Source organism: Parasphingorhabdus halotolerans, assembly GCF_012516475.1.
In the GTDB taxonomy this organism is placed as follows: Bacteria; Pseudomonadota; Alphaproteobacteria; order Sphingomonadales; family Sphingomonadaceae; genus Parasphingorhabdus; species Parasphingorhabdus halotolerans.
Genome location: NZ_CP051217.1, coordinates 186,415 through 204,453, shown reverse-complemented (window position 1 = coordinate 204,453; position 18,039 = coordinate 186,415). Strand labels below are relative to the sequence as shown.

The 18,039-nt window shown below is 52.2% G+C and carries 17 protein-coding genes and 1 tRNA gene; 10 read left to right on the top strand and 8 right to left on the bottom strand.

The features are described from left to right. Positions 1-7: 7 nt before the first annotated feature. Positions 8-1,987 carry a transketolase gene (gene tkt, locus HF685_RS01070; protein WP_168817833.1) on the bottom strand — a complete coding sequence of 660 codons (1,980 nt, stop codon included), beginning with the start codon at positions 1,985-1,987 and terminating at the stop codon, positions 8-10. Between the two features lie 214 nt (positions 1,988-2,201). On the opposite strand from tkt, the gene HF685_RS01065 reads away from it, so the two are divergent. From HF685_RS01065 to HF685_RS01050, 4 genes are all read left to right on the top strand, one after another. After that, a complete protein-coding gene (locus HF685_RS01065; protein WP_168817831.1) occupies positions 2,202-2,393 on the top strand; it encodes a hypothetical protein in 192 nt (63 codons plus the stop codon). Continuing rightward, positions 2,394-2,726 (top strand): cell division protein ZapA, encoded by a 333-nt coding sequence (locus HF685_RS01060; protein ID WP_168817829.1) that lies wholly within the window; start codon positions 2,394-2,396, stop codon positions 2,724-2,726. A 191-nt stretch (positions 2,727-2,917) separates the two neighbouring features. After that, positions 2,918-3,520, top strand: coding sequence for a 5-formyltetrahydrofolate cyclo-ligase (locus HF685_RS01055; protein ID WP_168817827.1), 603 nt, complete (start codon positions 2,918-2,920; stop codon positions 3,518-3,520). Between the two features lie 14 nt (positions 3,521-3,534). After that, positions 3,535-3,774 carry a DUF2842 domain-containing protein gene (locus HF685_RS01050; RefSeq protein ID WP_168817825.1) on the top strand — a complete coding sequence of 80 codons (240 nt, stop codon included), beginning with the start codon at positions 3,535-3,537 and terminating at the stop codon, positions 3,772-3,774. 17 nt (positions 3,775-3,791) lie between these two features. Here HF685_RS01050 and HF685_RS01045 read toward each other — a convergent pair. Beyond that, a tRNA-Asp gene (locus tag HF685_RS01045) sits at positions 3,792-3,868 on the bottom strand. A 411-nt stretch (positions 3,869-4,279) separates the two neighbouring features. Between HF685_RS01045 and HF685_RS01040 the strand changes: the two genes are divergently transcribed. The 5 genes from HF685_RS01040 to HF685_RS01020 all read left to right on the top strand — a co-directional run bounded on the left by HF685_RS01040 (position 4,280) and on the right by HF685_RS01020 (position 12,167). Continuing rightward, positions 4,280-5,290 carry a DUF11 domain-containing protein gene (locus HF685_RS01040; protein ID WP_168817823.1) on the top strand — a complete coding sequence of 337 codons (1,011 nt, stop codon included), beginning with the start codon at positions 4,280-4,282 and terminating at the stop codon, positions 5,288-5,290. A 73-nt stretch (positions 5,291-5,363) separates the two neighbouring features. Next, positions 5,364-5,684, top strand: a complete 321-nt coding sequence (locus tag HF685_RS01035) for a hypothetical protein (RefSeq protein ID WP_246218689.1) — start codon at positions 5,364-5,366, stop codon at positions 5,682-5,684. A 161-nt stretch (positions 5,685-5,845) separates the two neighbouring features. Continuing rightward, positions 5,846-6,964, top strand: coding sequence for a hypothetical protein (locus HF685_RS01030; RefSeq protein ID WP_168817821.1), 1,119 nt, complete (start codon positions 5,846-5,848; stop codon positions 6,962-6,964). Positions 6,965-7,029: 65 nt separating this feature from the next. Next, positions 7,030-9,051, top strand: coding sequence for a DUF11 domain-containing protein (locus HF685_RS01025; RefSeq protein WP_168817819.1), 2,022 nt, complete (start codon positions 7,030-7,032; stop codon positions 9,049-9,051). Positions 9,052-9,152: 101 nt separating this feature from the next. Further along, positions 9,153-12,167 (top strand): hypothetical protein, encoded by a 3,015-nt coding sequence (locus tag HF685_RS01020; RefSeq protein ID WP_168817817.1) that lies wholly within the window; start codon positions 9,153-9,155, stop codon positions 12,165-12,167. Between the two features lie 126 nt (positions 12,168-12,293). On the opposite strand, the gene HF685_RS01015 is transcribed toward HF685_RS01020, so the two are convergent. The 4 genes from HF685_RS01015 to thyA form a co-directional block, all read right to left on the bottom strand. Then, a complete protein-coding gene (locus tag HF685_RS01015; RefSeq protein ID WP_168817815.1) occupies positions 12,294-13,607 on the bottom strand; it encodes a dihydrolipoamide acetyltransferase family protein in 1,314 nt (437 codons plus the stop codon). Continuing rightward, positions 13,604-14,617, bottom strand: a complete 1,014-nt coding sequence (locus HF685_RS01010; protein ID WP_168821085.1) for an alpha-ketoacid dehydrogenase subunit beta — start codon at positions 14,615-14,617, stop codon at positions 13,604-13,606. Before HF685_RS01010 ends, HF685_RS01015 begins: the two co-directional genes overlap by 4 nt. Positions 14,618-14,622: 5 nt before the next feature. Next, positions 14,623-15,912: a 3-methyl-2-oxobutanoate dehydrogenase (2-methylpropanoyl-transferring) subunit alpha gene (locus tag HF685_RS01005; RefSeq protein WP_168817812.1), complete on the bottom strand. Its 1,290-nt coding sequence runs from the start codon at positions 15,910-15,912 to the stop codon at positions 14,623-14,625. Between the two features lie 113 nt (positions 15,913-16,025). Continuing rightward, positions 16,026-16,916 (bottom strand): thymidylate synthase, encoded by an 891-nt coding sequence (thyA, locus tag HF685_RS01000; RefSeq protein ID WP_246218851.1) that lies wholly within the window; start codon positions 16,914-16,916, stop codon positions 16,026-16,028. Between the two features lie 191 nt (positions 16,917-17,107). Between thyA and HF685_RS16775 the strand changes: the two genes are divergently transcribed. After that, positions 17,108-17,515, top strand: a complete 408-nt coding sequence (locus HF685_RS16775) for a JAB domain-containing protein (RefSeq protein WP_484555883.1) — start codon at positions 17,108-17,110, stop codon at positions 17,513-17,515. Here HF685_RS16775 and HF685_RS16675 read toward each other — a convergent pair. Both HF685_RS16675 and HF685_RS16670 read right to left on the bottom strand, forming a co-directional pair. Beyond that, the gene (locus HF685_RS16675; protein ID WP_211051282.1) at positions 17,512-17,793 is read right to left on the bottom strand and encodes an Lrp/AsnC ligand binding domain-containing protein; all 282 of its coding nucleotides are present in this window, start codon (positions 17,791-17,793) and stop codon (positions 17,512-17,514) included. The genes HF685_RS16775 and HF685_RS16675 overlap by 4 nt on opposite strands. Then, the gene (locus tag HF685_RS16670; RefSeq protein ID WP_211051280.1) at positions 17,691-17,981 is read right to left on the bottom strand and encodes an Lrp/AsnC family transcriptional regulator; all 291 of its coding nucleotides are present in this window, start codon (positions 17,979-17,981) and stop codon (positions 17,691-17,693) included. Before HF685_RS16670 ends, HF685_RS16675 begins: the two co-directional genes overlap by 103 nt. Positions 17,982-18,039 lie beyond the last annotated feature (58 nt).

Here is an 18,039-nt window from a genome sequence, read left to right as displayed (position 1 = left end):
GTTTTGTTTAGCTTAGTTTTGCCAAAATTTGCGGCGTGATCGCATCTGCGGTCAGACCGAAATGCGCATAAAGTTCGTCAATCGGTGCCGAAGCACCAAAACTGTCGATGCCGAAACGCAGCCCTGCAAGGCCGGTATAGCGTTCCCATCCGAATGTTGTGCCAGCCTCGATGGAAACGCGAAGGATTTCGTCTCCGCCCAGCAGTTGATTTTTATATGCGTCTGGTTGCACATCAAAGAGTTCGATGGAAGGCATGGAGACGACATCTGCGCCCTGTCCGTTTGCTTCCAGTTGCGCCGCAACATCCATCGCCAGCGAGACTTCAGAGCCGGTAGCAATCAAGGTAACTGATTTTTTACCATCCGCCGCTTTCAGGAGATAAGCCCCTTTTTCACAAAGATTTACGCTGACGTCATGGCGGAGCGACGGGAGGCCCTGCCGGGTCAATGCCAGCGTTGACGGTCCATTTTCGTTCTTCAACGCAATCGCCCAGCATTCGGCTGTTTCAATTGCATCGGCAGGACGCATGACCAGCATATTGGGCATCGCGCGCAGGCTTTGCAGATGCTCGATTGGTTGATGGGTTGGCCCGTCTTCGCCCAGCCCGATGCTGTCGTGGGTCATCACATAAATCGTTCGGGTGTTCTGAATGGCAGAAAGCCGCATCGCGCCGCGGCAATAATCGGTAAACACCAGAAAAGTACCGCCGTAAGGAATGATCCCGCCATGCAATGCCATTCCGTTCATCGCGGCAGCCATGCCAAATTCCCGGATGCCGTAATAAATGTAGCGCCCAGAATAATCATCTTTAGTCAAAGGCTTGGTGGAGGAAGTTTTGGTATTGTTTGAACCTGTAAGATCCGCGCTGCCGCCGATCATTTCCGGGATAACTGCGGTTATCGCTCCCAATGCCATTTCCGAAGCCTTGCGGGTTGCGACCTTCGGTTGATCTGCCGCCAATCCTTCCAGATATTCCTTCATTGCGTTACCGACTGGCAGCGCTCCAGACATCCGCCGTTCAAATTCAGCAGCTTCAGAACTGTTCTGAAGTCTGACATTCCAGGCGTCTCTTTCAGCGGCACCTTTCTCACCAAGCCGCCGCCATGACGCCAGCACATCCTCCTGAATTACAAAGGGTTCTTCATCCCAATCCAGTGCAGCCCGGGTTCCGGTAATTTCTTCATCACCGAGCGGTGCGCCATGGGTAGCGGAGGTCCCCTGCTTGGTCGGAGCGCCGTAACCTATGATAGTTTTGCAAGCGATCAGTGATGGGCGCGGATCATTTTCCGCTTCGCGCAGAGCTTTGCGGATATCATCAAAGTCATGACCGTCACACGACACAACATGCCAACCGGAAGCTTTGTAGCGCGCCGGAATATCCTCGCTGGTCGATAATTCCGTCCCGCCATCAATGGTGATGCCGTTATCATCCCACAGCACATTGAGCCGCCCGAGGCCCAAATGCCCTGCTAAACCAACCGCTTCGTGGTTGATGCCCTCCATCAGGCAGCCATCTCCAGCTATCACCCAGGTTTTATGATCTACGAGGTCACTTCCAAAATGCGCGTTTAAGTGCCGTTCAGCGATTGCCATACCCACAGCCATGGCGAAACCCTGCCCCAACGGCCCTGTTGTAGCCTCCACACCCTCCAACTTGAAATTTTCAGGGTGGCCGGCGCAAGGCGAAGTAATCTGCCGGAAATCCTTGATATCCTGCATCGTCGGTCGCTCGTAACCGGTCAAATGCAGTAGCGAATAGATCAGCATAGACCCATGACCCGCAGAGAGCACGAAGCGGTCTCTATCAGCCCATTTTGGTGCTTTTGGATCATATTTAAGGAAATCACTGAACAAAACCGTCGCAACATCGGCCATTCCCATCGGCATTCCGGGATGGCCGCTATTGGCTGCCTGCACTGCATCCATGGAGAGCGCCCTGATAGCATTGGCCATGGTTTTCAGCGATGTCTTTTCAGCAACGATCATATTATCCGGGTCCCTACACGTTCAATTCAGCCGAAAAATTATGGCGATTCGTGATTTTGCCATATCCTTTGATGGTCTGGACACACATCGTCAAGGCTAGCTTTTGTATGGCTAGATGATAGCATGTGGAAAGATGCGTCGCGATAGATGGTTTACGCACCCGCGTGGAATTGTTATCAATGAAACACAATAAGTTATCAGTCTGGACCAAGTCATGGAAAACGAACGTGTGATCTTAGCAATAGGCCGTATTGAGCGCGCGCTTAGCCGCATAGAAGCTGCCAAACCAAGAGAGACTGGTGCACAAAGCGATCCCGCTCTGGAAAAGCGCCATGCAACGCTCAAAGACGAAATGGAACAGGCCATAAAAACCATCGATGGGTTGATTGCCCGGGAGGAGCGCTAAATGGCACAGGTTAAATTGGAAATCGGCGGCCGCTCCTTCATGGTCACTTGTCAGGATGGAGAAGAAGATCATCTTACCAAATTGAGCACGATGGTAAGCGAAAAGGCGGCTGAGGCTGGTGATCCGGCCGGTTTAACAGAAAGCCGGATGCTGTTGTTCACATCGCTGTTACTCGCTGATGAACTCCACAGCGCTAATAAAGCCGACAAATCTGCCGCCATTGCGCCAGCAACCCCTGCACCAACGAGCGGCGGCGCAGACGAGAAGTCAATCGCAGCGCTGGAGAAATTGGCCGATCGGGCAGAATCTCTGGCGAATAGCCTTGAGGCTTAGAGCATAACCTCCTAAATAGAACGTGACGGGTTCTGTCTGGCACGAGCTAGAAAGCGAACATCCCTGAGGCGATATAACAACATAGGGAGCTGTCCCTGCCCGGATTGCGGACTGTTTGGCAGTCGGGTCCGATGCATATGGCGCCCACCTGACGTAATAGGCGTCAGAGGATTTTCCGGCAAACGACCGAGATGGTCCCGTCACTTCTTATTAAGAAAGATAATTTTTTGAGTAGTTTATCAGAAAATAAGAAGAAACTACGTAAAGAGTATCAACGAAAACGAAACGCGTTCGTCGGGCAGCTGGATGCAGCCACACGCAATCTGGCATTCCGGCGTCCACCTTCGCCTCTCATGCGTCTTATCGAACAGAGTGAGATCATAGCGCTTTACCACAGCATCGGCAGCGAAGCGCCGACCACGAAACTGACAGAATATTTGTTGGAAATAGGGAAAATTATTTGTTTTCCAATTGTTCAGGGGAATACTTCTCTAGACTTTAGAGTAGTTTCAAACATGGAATTGTTCGAAAATGGCTTTCGGGATATCCCCGAACCAACCCAAGACAATCCAACCGCAAAGCCGGACCTGATTATTGCCCCGATGGTCGCATTTGATCGCTCGCTGATGCGACTTGGACAAGGCGGCGGGCATTATGACCGGACTTTCGAGAAATATCCCGACGCAGCGCGGATTGGTATGGCCTGGTCGGTCCAGGAATGCACAAATATTCCAGTTGAAGCTCATGATGTGCCTTTACAGATGATCATCACTGAATGCGAGATAATTCAATAGGTTAGATTGACGCCATGACAGCAAATTCCGACAATAAAAAACCCGACCAACCCAGCTGGCGCAAGCCCGTTGGCATGCTCTTCATAGTTTTTCTGATCTTGCTGTGGTGCGGGATATCCGTAACCTTTATCGACGAAATCAGTCAGCTCAATTTCTGGCTGCAGCTGCCGATTTACATCATTTTGGGAATCGCGTGGATATTCCCGGTTAAACCGTTGTTGCTTTGGATGAATACCGGAAAATTCCGCCAATAAGCCGAAAATTCGGCAAATGGCGCGAGTGACGAGACTTGAACTCGCGACCTCCGGCGTGACAGGCCGGCGCTCTAACCAACTGAGCTACACCCGCTTATGCACCGGCATGTAAGCCGGGATTAACGGTAGAGCAGGGCAAGTATAAGAGCTCTGCTTTGCTGTCAACAATAGTCTCACAAACTTTGCAAAATAATTAGATGGTAACTCTTACGGGGTGAAAGGATGACACCTTTGCTGTCGGTCGCGATCTCTTTTCCGAGCGTGGAAACATCTAAAATGAGATCGGAGCGACAAAGCACAAATTTTACAACTGTTTGCCGATGTTACAACTCGTTACGGTTAATTGACCGTTAAGCAAAACTGAAAAATGCGTAAATTTTTCTCAATAATTGGCAGTTTTCAGGGATTTTTCGAATGACAAAATCCATGACGTCATTATCGTCATCTTTACGAAATATTTGCCTTTCTCCTGCATATGAGACGCATGAAATTTGCAGGAACAACCATGACCGAACCAGAAAAAACTTTCGCATACCGTTGTGGCGTACGCAAAACATTCGCGCTCATAGCAGGTGTTTCATCGCTCGCTCTCGGTGCAACCAGCGCACATGCTGCGGGCACTTTGGCAGGCACAGACATCATCAATATCGCCAAAGCGACTTATGATGGCCCCGATGGTCCGGTCGAAGTCGATTCAAACCCGGTTACGATCAAAGTAGACGAGTTGCTCGATGTTACCGTCGTCTCATCTGATCCAGGTGATATTGCAACAGATCCGGCGGCAACAGCCCAGGTCACAACTTATCAAGTGACAAACACCGGTAACGGGGAAGAAGCCTTCACGCTCACCGCAGATACGGCGAAAGGCGGAGACGAGTTTGACACCGTATTTGAACAAATCGTTCTCGATACCAATGGCAACGGCGTTTACGATCCGGGTGTCGACACGATTTATACAGCCGGCGCCAACGATCCGGTATTGAAGCCTGATGAAAGTGTCACCGTGTTCATTCTTTCAACCATTCCCGCAGACGCAGCTGACGGCGAACGGGCAGAAATTGAACTGTCAGCAGTTGCAGTAACGGGAAGCGGCGTTCCAGGAACCACCTTTGCCGGCGCTGGTGATGGCGGCGGTGATGCGGTTGTCGGCTCTACCGGTGCAGATGATGAAGACAGCGGCTTCTTCGTTATTCAGGCCGCCAAAATTACATTGGTTAAAAGCGCTACGGTGGTCGATCCGTTCGGCGGTGATCAGCCAGTTCCCGGATCCACGATAACCTATCAACTGGTAGCAACCATTACCGGAACCGGTAGCCTCAGCAATCTGGCCATCGCCGATGACGTTCCCGCTGACACTACATATGTCGCCGAGAGCATCACGCTGGAAGGTGCAGGACTGTCTGACGCCGCAGATGCCGATGCAGGGGCTTTCACCAGCAACGCAATAGGCGTGGCTCTGGGCACCGTACCGGGCGGTCAAACACGGACCGTCACCTTCAAAGTTACGATAAATTAGGAATAAATTGATGTATTTCAATAGCTTAAAATATTTTGCAACAATCTTGGCCCTCGCCGTTCCGGGAATGGCTATGGCCGCAAATAACGTCGCTCTTTCTAGCGATGTCTTTGTCGAGCGGCAGGTTGAAAAACCCGATGGCAGGACCGCCGTAGTGCTGGAACAGCCGATAACGGTCGTTCCTGGCGATAACCTTGTCTTTGTCGTGAAATATAAAAATGTTGGCAGTCTGCCAGCAACCGATTTTTCCGTCACAAATCCGCTCCCCAAAGCGGTTACGTTCAATGGAACGTCTGACGGAACCGAAATTGTTTCCATTGATGGAGGCAAGAGCTGGGGCCACTTTCGGCGCTCAAAATCACCCGTGAAGATGGCGCGGTTCGCCCCGCTCTAATGAGTGACGTTACCCACATTAAGTGGAAATTTAACCGCTCTCTTTCAGCAGGTTCTGAAGGAAAGTTAGTATTTCGTGGCACTGTAAAGTGATCACAAACCGTATCGGGCTGCCGCGGGGTTTGGGTAGCTCAAATTTAAGTGAAAAAACAGGAGACAGTAATGACCAGTAAACTGAAACTTCTCGTCGCAACAAGTGCTTTTTCTGTCGCAATGCTGGGTGCAACCCCAGCTTTTGCGGTAGGAACCGACGCAGGTGTGCCGATTACCAACAGTGTGAACATAACCTATAACGTGGGCGGAGCGGCACAAACTCCTCCCCCAGTCGCGTCTGACACATTCGTAGTTGACCGTAAAGTCAATCTGCTCGTGCAGCGATTTGATGCGATTGATACGCCAGTTGCCCCAAATCAAACGGGTGCAGCGGTCGCATACACGGTTACCAACCTAACCAACGATACAATTGACGTAATTTTGTCAGCGGAACAAACCGGCGGCGATGATTTCGACAGCACCGGGGCGTTTACCTATTATACAGACGTCAACCAAGATGGCTTATTGGATGGTGGTGACACCATTCTCGCATCAGGTGTGATTGATAATCTCGCCGAGGACGCCATTGCCTATATATTGGTGACTTCGAACATTCCGACCAACAACTCAAGCGCTTCGCCGCTTGCAAATGGTGAAACGGGCGACGTGATCCTGATCGGTCAGGCAGCTAATGCCGCGACTGGAACAGCGTTTTCCGATGACGCGGGTAACGTGAATGCTGCGGGAACAGTCCAGAACGTGTTTGCCGATGCTGACGGACCAGGTTCAACCGACGTTGCTGGCGCAACTGCGCTGCTTGGCGATGGTCGTCACAGTGCGATTGATACCTATGTGGTTGATACTGCGACGCTCAGTGTTGCTAAAACCAGTGTAATTCTCTGGGATCCAATCAATGGTAGCACCAATCCAAAGGCCATTCCAGGAGCGATTGTTCAATATTGTATTGCTGTCAGCAATGCGTCAACGACAGTAGCGGCCACCAATGTTGCAATCTCGGATAGCATCGCGGCTCTGGCCCTGACCTACTACGGTACAACCGTAGCTTCAGGACCGGCAACCATTCCAACGGCTACCGCAGCACCTACTTCTGCAACCGCCTGCGATGGAACCGGTTCAAACCCCGATGCTTCGGCTTTGAGCCATTCATCCGGCGTGATCAGCGGAAACCTCGGCAACGTGGCTGCCAGCAGCACCGAAACGCTGATCTTCCGTGCGACGGTGAACTAGGGATAAATGGATATGCGGTGACCGGCCAGTTTATCGGTCGGTCACCGTCACTCCCCCTTTTTTTGATGGTCCCATTAACCAAATATATTAAGCCGGTCGGCTTAGCTGTTGCTGCAACCACACTCGCTGTGCCTGCCTCTATGGCGATCGCGCAGGTCGAGTTTGCGCAAGAGCAGCCTCAGGGCCCGGAATTTGCGGATAATCAGCCGCAATCCTTCCCGTTGATCAGCAATATCGCTGAAGCGGCATGGGATATTGGCGACCAAAGACGGCAAAAACCATCCAACAGGGTGGATATTCAAGTTGTGGCACCGCCGTTTGAGCCACCACAAATCACAATTTATCATTTCGACAATCCGCCAGGCGCGGAACAAGTCCGCATTCCAGGTACAATCTGCAGAGGCTCCGGAGGCAATGTCCCCGTTGAGCTCGCAGGCGTATTCTCAGGCCTTAGCACCAGCCCGGCATCACTTATGCCGACGACGAAAATCCGCGCTGGTGAGCCACTAGTCGTTTCAATTCTTGCCCCAAACAAGAATTTGAACAGTTCCGCTATCGATAACTTCGATATTGTCCTCACAACGCCGTCTGGCGACCGTGAGGTGATCAATATCGTTGAAACCGAGGTCAATAGCGGGCGTTTCGTTGGTATGATCAACACCGCTGCGGTTCCCCCGGTACCAGTGAAGGGCGATTGTGTCCTTTCTGTTCGCCCTGGCGACACGTTAGACATCGGAATTGATGAAATCAGCGGCAATCCACTCGGTAGTGTAGAAATCGGGATCCTTATCGATCCCTTCGGTGAAACCTTTGACAGCGGCGATGGCGCTCCTGTTTCGGGCACGCGCGTGACGTTGATTGACAATGCAACCGGCAGGCCGGCTGATGTTTTCGGCGATGACGGGGTATCGGTGTTCCCAAGCACCGTGATTTCCGGCGGAACCGTGACCGATAGCGGCGGCAACGTGTATAACTTCACCGAAGGCTTCTACCGCTTCCCGTTTGCGCGCCCGGGACAGTACCGGCTGCTTGTCGAGCCGCCCCAGCCCTATACCGCACCATCAGCGGCTACACCGGCGCAACTTACCGGTTTCCGCAGAACAGACGGACTCCCGTTCACCATTGTGGATGGATCATATGGCGGTATCATTACTCTGGATGACCCAGCGCCAGTGCGCGTGGATGTTCCCCTGGATCGACCGGGAGTACCGCTTCTGATCACCAAATCGGCGTCCAACGCCATAGTTGTGCCTGGTGATGCTCTCCAATATACAATCGAGGTCCGCAATGCTGATCCGGTGCGCAACACCGGCGATATCATTATTGAAGACCAGTTACCCAACGCCATGCGCTTACGCATTGACACCGTTCGCTACAATGGATCGCTGATCGCGCCTGTCGTGCAGCCAAACGGCCAAAATTTCTCAGTAACAGTACCGCCGCTTGCTCCGGCAGGTCGCGGAATTCTGACGTATCTGGCTGAAGTGCGTCAGGATGCGCAGCCTGGCGACGCGGTTAATACCGCTCAAGCGCGCGATAGTCGCGGAGCCACCAGTCCGATAACGGATGCAGCCGTGCGCATTGAACGCGACGGGATATCCGAGCGCTTCACAATTATCGGTCGCATAACCGATGGCGGCTGTAGCGTTGACCCCCGCGAAGCCAACGGCATTGGCGGCGTCCGCGTGATGATGCAGGACGGCACCTACACGGTTACTGACCGGGATGGTCGCTATCATTTTGAAGGCATTAGGCCCGGTCTGCATGTTGTGCAGGTCGACCCCACCAGCTTTCCAGCCGATCGCGCTCCGATTGATTGTGCGCAAAACACGCGCGCAGCCGGCAGCGCCATCTCGCGCTTTGTTGAAGGCCGCGGCGGCGCACTAAAACGGGCTGATTTCCGGGCCGAGAAGACTGCCCCGCGCGAAACAGCCGAGATCAACACCTATCAGCGACCTGAAGTTCTCACGGACCCGGAAGCCGCTGGTGCCGGCCGCGAGTGGGTCGCAAACCAGGCACCTGGTATTGAATGGCTATTTCCCGCTGAAGACCATAACCGAGGGTTAAAGCCATTCGTGTTGCTATAAAGCATCATACCGGTCAAAAAGTTGAACTAACAATCAATGGCAAGCCGGTTAATCCGCTTTCATTTGACGGTTCCAAGAAAAGCGCTGACGGCAAGGTCCGTGTGAGCGTTTGGCGCGGTATCGAAATTCAGGATCGCGGAAATACTCTGGTGGCGCGCGTACTCGATGATAAAGGCGCCCTCGTTCAAGAATTGACGCGCAAAGTTCACTATGCGGGAAGCCCGCTGAACGCGGAATTGCTAAAAGACCGCTCAATTTTGATCGCGGATGGCGTTACCCGTCCGGTTATTGCTGTTCGCCTTACGGACCGTGATGGTCGCCCGGTTCATAATGGCTTGGTCGGCGATTTCAACGTCCCTGCCCCTTATACACCGGCTGTGGAAGTCGATGCGCAGCAAGCCAATCAACTGTCCGGTCTCGAACGCGGTGCGCCTGTATGGCGCGTCGAGGGCGACGATGGCGTGGCCTATGTTGAATTGTCACCAACAACCGCTTCTGGTTCGCTCAGCGTTACATTCCCGTTCCGTGACGGCGAAACGACGCGCGAGCAACGCATTGAAACATGGCTGGATCCAGGCAATCGTCCTTGGACCGTCGTGGGCTTTGCTGCAGGAACATTAGGCTTTAACACGCTTGACGAGCGACTTGAAGATCTGGCTGACGATGATGACAACATCAATGTTGACGGGCGCATCGCGCTCTACGCCAAAGGCCGCGTAACCGGCAAATGGCTGATGACGCTCGCCTATGACAGCGACAAGCAGGAAGATGAAACACGTTTTGCCGGTATCATTGATCCACGCCGCTACTACACGGTTTATGCAGATCGTTCAGAGCAACGCTATGACGCGGCTTCTGTGCGGCGCTTGTACCTGAAGCTGGAACGTCCACAGTTTTACGCGCTATTCGGGGATTATGAAACTGGTATCGATGAACCAGAACTGGCGCGCTACCAGCGGTCGTTTAACGGCATTAAAGCAGAATATCGCAATGACCAGCTCAGCGCACTGGCCTTTGGCGCAGACTCGCCAAACCGTTTCCGCCGCGAGGAGATTCAGGGCAACGGGCTTTCCGGTCCTTATGCTCTTGCGACCCGCGATATTCTTGCAAATAGCGAGCGTATCACGTTGGAAACCCGGGATCGTCTGCGGTCGGACCGCATTATCGAAACACGTCAATTGTCCCGGCATATCGATTACGATATTGACTATCTGGCAGGAACGTTACGTTTCCGGGAGCCCATCCTGAGCCGTGGCAGTGGCCTCGACCCCCAATTCATCATCGCTGAATATGAAGTTCTCGGTGTTGGCGGGCGGGATCTGAACGCTGGCGGCCGTGTGACTTACAAGTCGAAAGACGAGAAATTGAAAATTGGCGCAACCGCCATTCATGACGAGAACGAGAGCTCCAAGACGGATCTCTTGGGCGTCGACGTGCGCTATCGTCCTGATCTCAAGACTGAAATTCGCGCGGAATTGGCTACCACAGACAACGAGGCAAAAACCGCAAATGCCGCAAACACCGGCAATTCTGCGACCGCATGGTTGGTAGAAGCAGAACATCATGGTTCCAAATTTGATGTCCTGGCCTATGTTCGGCGCCAGTCTGCGGGCTTTGGCCTTGGTCAGCTCAACGCATCAGAAAGCGGCACACGCAAGTTCGGTATTGATACCCGCGTACGTTTGCGGGACAATCTCTCCCTTGCCGCAACAGCCTATCAGGAAAACTTCCTGAGCACCGGCGCTCGCCGCCGTGTTGCTACCGGCGAGCTTGAATATCGCACCGATGACACGTCCTTCCGGGCTGGACTCGCGCATGCGGAAGATCGCTTGACCGATGGCACGGTGAACAGATCCACGCTGGCCCGCCTAGGCGCGACACAAAGATTGTTCGATGGTAAACTCGAACTCGACGCACAGACTGAATTTGCTCTTGGCGGACAGGACGAAAGCATTGATTTCCCGGCCCGTCATAGCCTGACAGCCCGTTACTCGATCACCAACGATATCAAGCTTGTCGGCACCTATGAAATTGCCGATGGCGAAAATATTGACGCTCGTACGGCACGCATCGGAGTGGAAGTAGCACCTTGGGCCGGCGGACGCATCGTCAGCAGCATCAACCAGCAGGAAATTACCGAATATGGACCGCGAACCTTTGCCGCCTATGGTCTGACACAGTCTATTCCACTGGATGAGAAATGGACGATTGATCTGTCTCTTGATGGCAACAAAACCTTGCGCGGCTTCCAGCGCAGCGACGTGATCAACACCCAGCAGCCTGTCGCATCTGGCGGGTTCCTAGGCAATGATGCAACTTTGACGGAAGATTTTGTCGCCGTAACCGCTGGCGCAACCTTCCGCGATGATGACTGGAGCTGGGTGAGCCGCGGCGAATATCGCGATGGCGATATCTCGGAACGCTATGGGTTTACCACTGCGGTTTTGAAACAAATTGGCGAAGGCAGTGCATTGGGGGCGTTGGGTAGCATATTCGTTGCGAAAGACGAGACCGGTACAAGCACGCGCGTGATTGAGGCAGAAGGAAGCTGGGCTTACCGCCCTGCTGAAAGCCAGTGGTCCTGGCTTGAGAAACTCGAATTCCGCGAAGATCGTGTCCGCAATGCGACGGCTGGGTTAGCCGGACCAATCGGTGGGGCACCGCTCCTTGTAAGCGGCGATGTGACTTCGCGCAGAATTATCAATAGTTTAAGCGTCAATTACACGCCGATTGACGAAGACGACGGCATCGTTACCGAAGCCGGAGAATATAGTTTCTTTTGGGGAAGTCGCTATGTCTTCGACAAATTCGGGCAGGATGATGTCAAAGGCTGGAGCAATGTGATCGGGGCGGACATCAAGTTCGATCTTAACGACACGATTGATATCGGCGGCCAGGCGACAGCTCGAATAGGCACGGATTTCGATTCCGTTGCCTACTCGGGTGGACCAAGCGTTGGGATAACACCGTTTAAAAACGGCTATATCTCAGTCGGTTATAACGTGGTGGGTTTTGCAGACCGCGACTTTGAAGAAAGTCGCTATACCAGAGATGGACCGTTCATCACCTTCCGCCTGAAGTTTGACCAGGAAACCTTCAGCAGTTTGGGGCTGTAGAAGGCAACTTGGAATATTGGCTCCTTTTGGGAGCGCGAAGAAAATTGCTGATGCGGATCAGCGCAGAAGTCTGACAGGCAGGAACCTTTGGGGGTGATCGCTTTTCCAGACGGGCAGCGCAATGATTTAATCGGCGAACAAGAGCACCGGTGTTTCAAGCAAATGCTTGAGCGCCTGCACATAACTGGCGGCATCATAGCCGTCCACGACCCTGTGATCACACGAGATCGACAGATTCATTAGCTTACGGGCATGAATCTCGCCGTTTTCGGCGAACACGGGGCGCTCCTGTATCTTGTTAGGACCAATGATAGCGACCTCGGGCCGGTTGATGACCGGTGTGGTGGCAATGCCGCCAAGGGGCCCAAGAGACGTTAATGTCAGCGTCGAACCGCTCAGTTCAGTCGGTTTAAGGCCTCCTGAGCGCGCACCCTCCGCCAAACGGCCTATTTCAGCTGCTAGCTGCCATATATTCATATCCTGCGCGTCACGCAGTACAGGCACCATCAGGCCCTGATCGGTCTGTGTGGCCATTCCAAGGTGGACTGCGCCGTGCCGGGTCACCTGCCCGGCCTCATCATCAAACGTTGCATTGAGCATCGGGAACTTCGGAAGCGACTTGCAGATCGCAACAATCATCAACGGCAGCATGGTCAGTTTAGGTCGCTCGCCCCGATTGCTATTGAGGTCGCCGCGCATGTCCTCCAGCTCGGTCATATCGATTTCATCGACATAAGAAAAATGCGGAATATTGCGTTTTGACTCGGCCATATTCTGAGCGATTTTCCGCCGCATCCCGATGACTTTTATAGTCTCATCATCGCGTTTCATGGAAGACATGGAGGCTCGATAACCCTGCCCTGAACCATAGCTCAAATAAGCATCGAGATCGCTGTGACGGATATGGTCGCCTAAGGATTTTACCTGACCGAGATCGATTCCCAGATTAGCAGCGCGCTTGCGAACAGCGGGCGTTGCGAGGACTTTCGAGGGTGTAAAACTTGATGTCCTGACGTCACTTTGTGGCTCTTTCGACACCAACTCTTCAGACTCTTTCTTAAGATTAACCTTTTCCGGATCAGGAACATTTTTCTCTTTTTTATCAATAACTTCATTTGACGCCATGGCAGTAGGAGTGGCTTCTTCGATAACCGGCTTTTCATCCTCCGCGGTACTTTCGCCAACTTCGGCATCGCCTGCGACCTCAATCTCAACCAGCATCGAACCAATCGCAATGACATCACCGGCCTCGCCCGCGATCGCTACGATCTTACCAGAGACTGGCGCTTCCATCTCGACGGTTGCCTTGTCGGTCATCACGTCGGCAATCTGGTCATCTTCCTCGACCATATCGCCGACTTTAATATGCCAGGCGACGATCTCAGCCTCGGCAATGCCTTCACCAATGTCGGGCAAATTAAATATATATTTGCTGCTCATGATTTCAGACCTTTTACAATTTTTTCAAGCGCCTCACCAATGCGAACCGGACCAGGAAAATATGCCCACTCCAATGAATGCGGATAAGGCGTATCAAATCCGGTGACACGCTCAATCGGCGCTTCAAGATGATAGAAACAGCGTTCCTGCACCAGCGCCGATAACTCCGCACCAAATCCACTGGTGCGGGTCGCCTCATGCACGATCAGACAGCGTCCGGTTTTTTTGACCGACTCTTCGATAGTTTCAATATCGAGCGGGACCAAAGTGCGCAGATCAATAACTTCGGCATCAATATCATGTTCTGCAACCACCGCATTGGCGACATGCACCATCGTGCCATAGGCCAATATTGTTACTTCGGTTCCGGGCCTTACGATATTGGCCTTGCCCAGTTCGATGCGATAATAGTCGTCGGGCACGTTTGCCGAATCAAATTTGGACCAAGGCTCTACCGGTTTGTCATAATAGCCAGTGAATGGACCATTGTAGATGCGCTTGGGCTCAAAGAAGAGCACCGGATCATTGTCTTCAATGGAAGCAATCAACAGTCCCTTTGCGTCATAGGGCGTCGATGGAATGACCGTTTTCAAACCCGCTACATGGGTAAACATCGCTTCGGGCGATTGGCTATGTGTTTGCCCGCCAAATATGCCTCCTCCAAAAGGGGAACGCACAGTCAAAGGCGCAATAAACTCTCCCGCAGAGCGATACCGCAGGCGCGCAGCCTCGGAAATCAACTGGTCCATGCCTGGATAGATATAATCCGCGAATTGAATCTCCGGCACCGGACGCAAGCCATAAGCACCCATCCCTACCGCTGCACCGATAATGCCACACTCGGTAATCGGTGTATCGAAACACCGCGTCTTGCCATATTTCTCCTGCAAGCCCGCAGTCGCCCGGAAAACGCCGCCAAAATAGCCAGCATCTTCACCGAATACGACCACGTTGTCGTCACGCTCCATCATATTGTCGAGGGCGGAGTTAATGGCTTCGATCATGTTCATGGTGGTCACTGTTTAGATGCCTCCGCATCGGGCCATTTGATTTCCCGCTCTTTGTCAGCCTGTGCGGCCTGTTCTTTGAGGTGCCAGGGCATTTCCTCAAACACATCCTGGAACATGGTTTCAAAGGGCTGGTGCAAGCCATGTCCCAAAATGCCGTTCTTCGCTGCTTCCTTTACTGCTTCCTTCACCGCATCAAGACATTCGAGATCAAGCGCTTCCTGCTGCTCAACGCTCCAGACACCACGGTGGATCAGGTGCCGCTTCAGCCGCATAATAGGATCACCCAATGGCCATTCTTCCTGCTCTTGCGCGCTGCGGTAGGCGGTTGGGTCATCCGAGGTGCTATGCGCATCGGCACGATAAGTAAAATGCTCGATCAATGTCGGTCCCTGGTTAGTGCGCGCACGCTCCGCCGCCCATTGCGTCGCAGCATAGACGGCAAGAGGGTCGTTACCGTCAACCCGCAAACCAGCAATACCATAGCCAGTCGCGCGGGCTGCAAACGTGGTGCGCTCTGCCCCGGCAAATCCCGAGAATGAGCTGATCGCCCATTGGTTGTTCACAATATTCATGATAACCGGCGCGTTATAAACAGCCGCAAAGGTCATAGCGCTGTGAAAATCTCCTTCCGCCGTCGATCCTTCACCGCACCAGACTGCTGCAATTCGACTATCACCCTTGATTGCGCTCGCCATTGCCCAACCGACAGCTTGCGGATATTGCGTCGTCAAATTGCCCGACACTGTGAAAAAATTTAGCCGTTTTGAGCTATACATGATCGGCAACTGTCGGCCTTTCAACTTGTCTTCACGGTTGGAGAAAATCTGGTTGACCATATCAACCATCGGATATCCGCGCGCGAATAATATGCCTTGCTGACGGTAGCTTGGGAAACACATATCATCTGGATGCAATGCCATTGTGGCAGCCACGGAGGTTGCCTCTTCGCCCGTGGACTTCATGTAAAAGCTGGTTTTGCCTTGCCGCTGTTGCCGGTGAAGGCGATCATCGAAAGTCCGAACCTGCACCATTGTCAGCAGCATTTTCAGAAGCGTTTCATCATCCAGCTTGGGATCCCAAGGGCCGACCGCTTTGTGATCATCATCCAAAACACGAATGAGATCATAGACCATATCGCGCATATCAATTGGCTTCGTCGAGATATCAGGCCGCGCCTGTTCCCCAGCCTTCTGAATTTCAATATCGCTATAATCAACCTCATCGCCCGGCCGAAATTTCGGTTCCGGCACGTGCAGCTTTAGCGGCGGTAAATTGCTTTTAATATCGTCAGCCATGCGGCCTCTCCAGCGTGAGTTGCGCGATTTGTTGCGCTGCAATAATCAATCACTATGTTGTTACAATATTACAAAATACAATTTAGGTCAATCTATCTGCCCTTTTTTACGCCCTAAACTGCTACTGGCGCAGAAATATGCGATTGAGGCACATAATCCGTGACCTCAAAATCATCGATCCGATAATCAAATATCGACTCGGGCTTGCGCAGGATGTTGAATTTTGGAGCACCTGATGGCTGCCGTGCCAATTGCTCTTCTACCAGTTCTGCGTGATTGAGATAAAGATGCACATCGCCGCCATTCCAAACCAGTTCTCCCGGCTCCAAATCACATTGCTGCGCGATCATGCGAATGAGCAACGCCGCTGAATAAACATTAAACGCAAAGCCCAAGCCCAGATCGCAGCTGCGTTGATATAATATGCCAGACAACATCCCGTCGGCGACATAGAATTGATAGGTTTTGTGACACGGTGGCAGTGCCATCTGGTCCAATTCGGCGACATTCCAACCGGTAAAAATATGCCGCCGCGAACCGGGGTTGTTTTTGAGCCCATCAATCAGCAATTCAATCTGGTTTATACCTTTTTCCGCTTTTCGATAAAGCCCGTCGCCAGCCGGTTCAAAGACCGGCCAGTCCACCCACTGCTTGCCATAGACGGGGCCCAGATCACCCCATTTTTTAGCGAAATCATCGTCCTTGATGATCCGCTCTTCAAAAGCATCGCGATCAATATCCTCGCCGATTTCCCTGCGGTACCTATCCAGCGGCCAATCGGTCCAAATATGGACTTTTTGCTTCACAAGCTCGCGGATATTAGTGTCTCCGGTGAGAAACCAGAGCATCTCGCGAGTTGCCGTTTTCCAATAAACCCGCTTGGTCGTAAGCAAGGGAATAGCGCCGTTCGCGAGGTTAAACCGCATGGTCGCGCCGAACACAGCCCTTGTGCCAACGCCGGTCCGGTCTATCCGCTCGTCACCTTCGGTCCATATACGCTGCATCAAATCAAGATATTGCTGTTCGTAATGCGGATGAGAGGTCAAATTTCAGCTCCAGAATCGGTGAGTTTGACGCTAGACGGCACAATCAAAATGCTCAACCAAACAAAGCTCTGATTGCCAAATTTTTGACTATGCCCGAAACGGTGCAAACACGGCTCACGTGGCTGTACAGTTACTGAAATTGGTTTGTGATGTTGCAATCACAAATATCCGCCAACAACCATCACCAGGCAACATCGCAAGCATTGCTCATAATATTGGATGACGTGCATAATCGATGGCGTACGTTTTCTTTTGAGCAGGCTTGTATAATATACCGTTGCCGCTCAAACTGGGCGGTGCGATACTTTGAAGCCGGTAGCGCGTCGAATGTGTCGTTCGATATCAGGGCAATGCTATCATATGTTCTAACGCACAATAGCAATGCACTCATATTGGCCCATTATCATCCCGAAGGAAGCCCATTCCCCAGCAATGCTGACATCCGAGCGACCCGAAAAATCAGCCAGGTTTTTGGAATTCTCAAGGTAGCGTTGATTGACCATATCATCTTCTCACCATCGGAACATTTCAGCTTTCGCGATGCCGGATATCTCTAGCTATTTGCAGCATCACTCAAATCCACACCGATCACCCGCTTTACCTCCTCCATCACCGGGAAAGTCGTCGTTTGATGAACGCCGGGTAACCTGTTGATCTGATCCGTCAAAATGACACGATATTCTTCCATATTGCGGCAACGCACTTTCAACAAATAGTCAAAACCACCGGCCATCATATGGCAGGATTGTATGGAATCCATTTTTTTGACTGCGGCGTTAAATTGCTCAAGATGACGGCGGCTCGTTGCCTCAAGCTTGATCTGGATGAAAACCACATAGTTTTTTTGATTTTGCTCATATTGAGGCGGGCATGATAGCCTGTAATGTAGCCCTCTTCTTCAAGCTTCTTGAGCCTGATCTGGCAAGGCGTTTTGGTCAGTCCAACGCGTTCGGAAAGTTCTGACAACGGGAGCCTGCCATTGTCCTGCATGGCTTCCAAAATGCGCCAATCATGCCTGTCCAATATTCGATCCATAACGGATTTTAGCACCTAAGAACTAAGAATTTAACTAAAATCAGGA

Coding starts and splice junctions, on each gene's coding strand:
- tkt (WP_168817833.1), bottom strand. CDS start 1,987: ATGATCGTTGCTGAAAAGACATCGCTGAAAACCATGGCCAATGCTATC.
- HF685_RS01065 (WP_168817831.1), top strand. CDS start 2,202: ATGGAAAACGAACGTGTGATCTTAGCAATAGGCCGTATTGAGCGCGCG.
- HF685_RS01060 (WP_168817829.1), top strand. CDS start 2,394: ATGGCACAGGTTAAATTGGAAATCGGCGGCCGCTCCTTCATGGTCACT.
- HF685_RS01055 (WP_168817827.1), top strand. CDS start 2,918: ATGGTCCCGTCACTTCTTATTAAGAAAGATAATTTTTTGAGTAGTTTA.
- HF685_RS01050 (WP_168817825.1), top strand. CDS start 3,535: ATGACAGCAAATTCCGACAATAAAAAACCCGACCAACCCAGCTGGCGC.
- HF685_RS01040 (WP_168817823.1), top strand. CDS start 4,280: ATGACCGAACCAGAAAAAACTTTCGCATACCGTTGTGGCGTACGCAAA.
- HF685_RS01035 (WP_246218689.1), top strand. CDS start 5,364: ATGGCCGCAAATAACGTCGCTCTTTCTAGCGATGTCTTTGTCGAGCGG.
- HF685_RS01030 (WP_168817821.1), top strand. CDS start 5,846: ATGACCAGTAAACTGAAACTTCTCGTCGCAACAAGTGCTTTTTCTGTC.
- HF685_RS01025 (WP_168817819.1), top strand. CDS start 7,030: ATGGTCCCATTAACCAAATATATTAAGCCGGTCGGCTTAGCTGTTGCT.
- HF685_RS01015 (WP_168817815.1), bottom strand. CDS start 13,607: ATGAGCAGCAAATATATATTTAATTTGCCCGACATTGGTGAAGGCATT.
- HF685_RS01010 (WP_168821085.1), bottom strand. CDS start 14,617: ATGAACATGATCGAAGCCATTAACTCCGCCCTCGACAATATGATGGAG.
- HF685_RS01005 (WP_168817812.1), bottom strand. CDS start 15,912: ATGGCTGACGATATTAAAAGCAATTTACCGCCGCTAAAGCTGCACGTG.
- thyA (WP_246218851.1), bottom strand. CDS start 16,916: ATGCAGCGTATATGGACCGAAGGTGACGAGCGGATAGACCGGACCGGC.
- HF685_RS16775 (WP_484555883.1), top strand. CDS start 17,108: ATGTTGCAATCACAAATATCCGCCAACAACCATCACCAGGCAACATCG.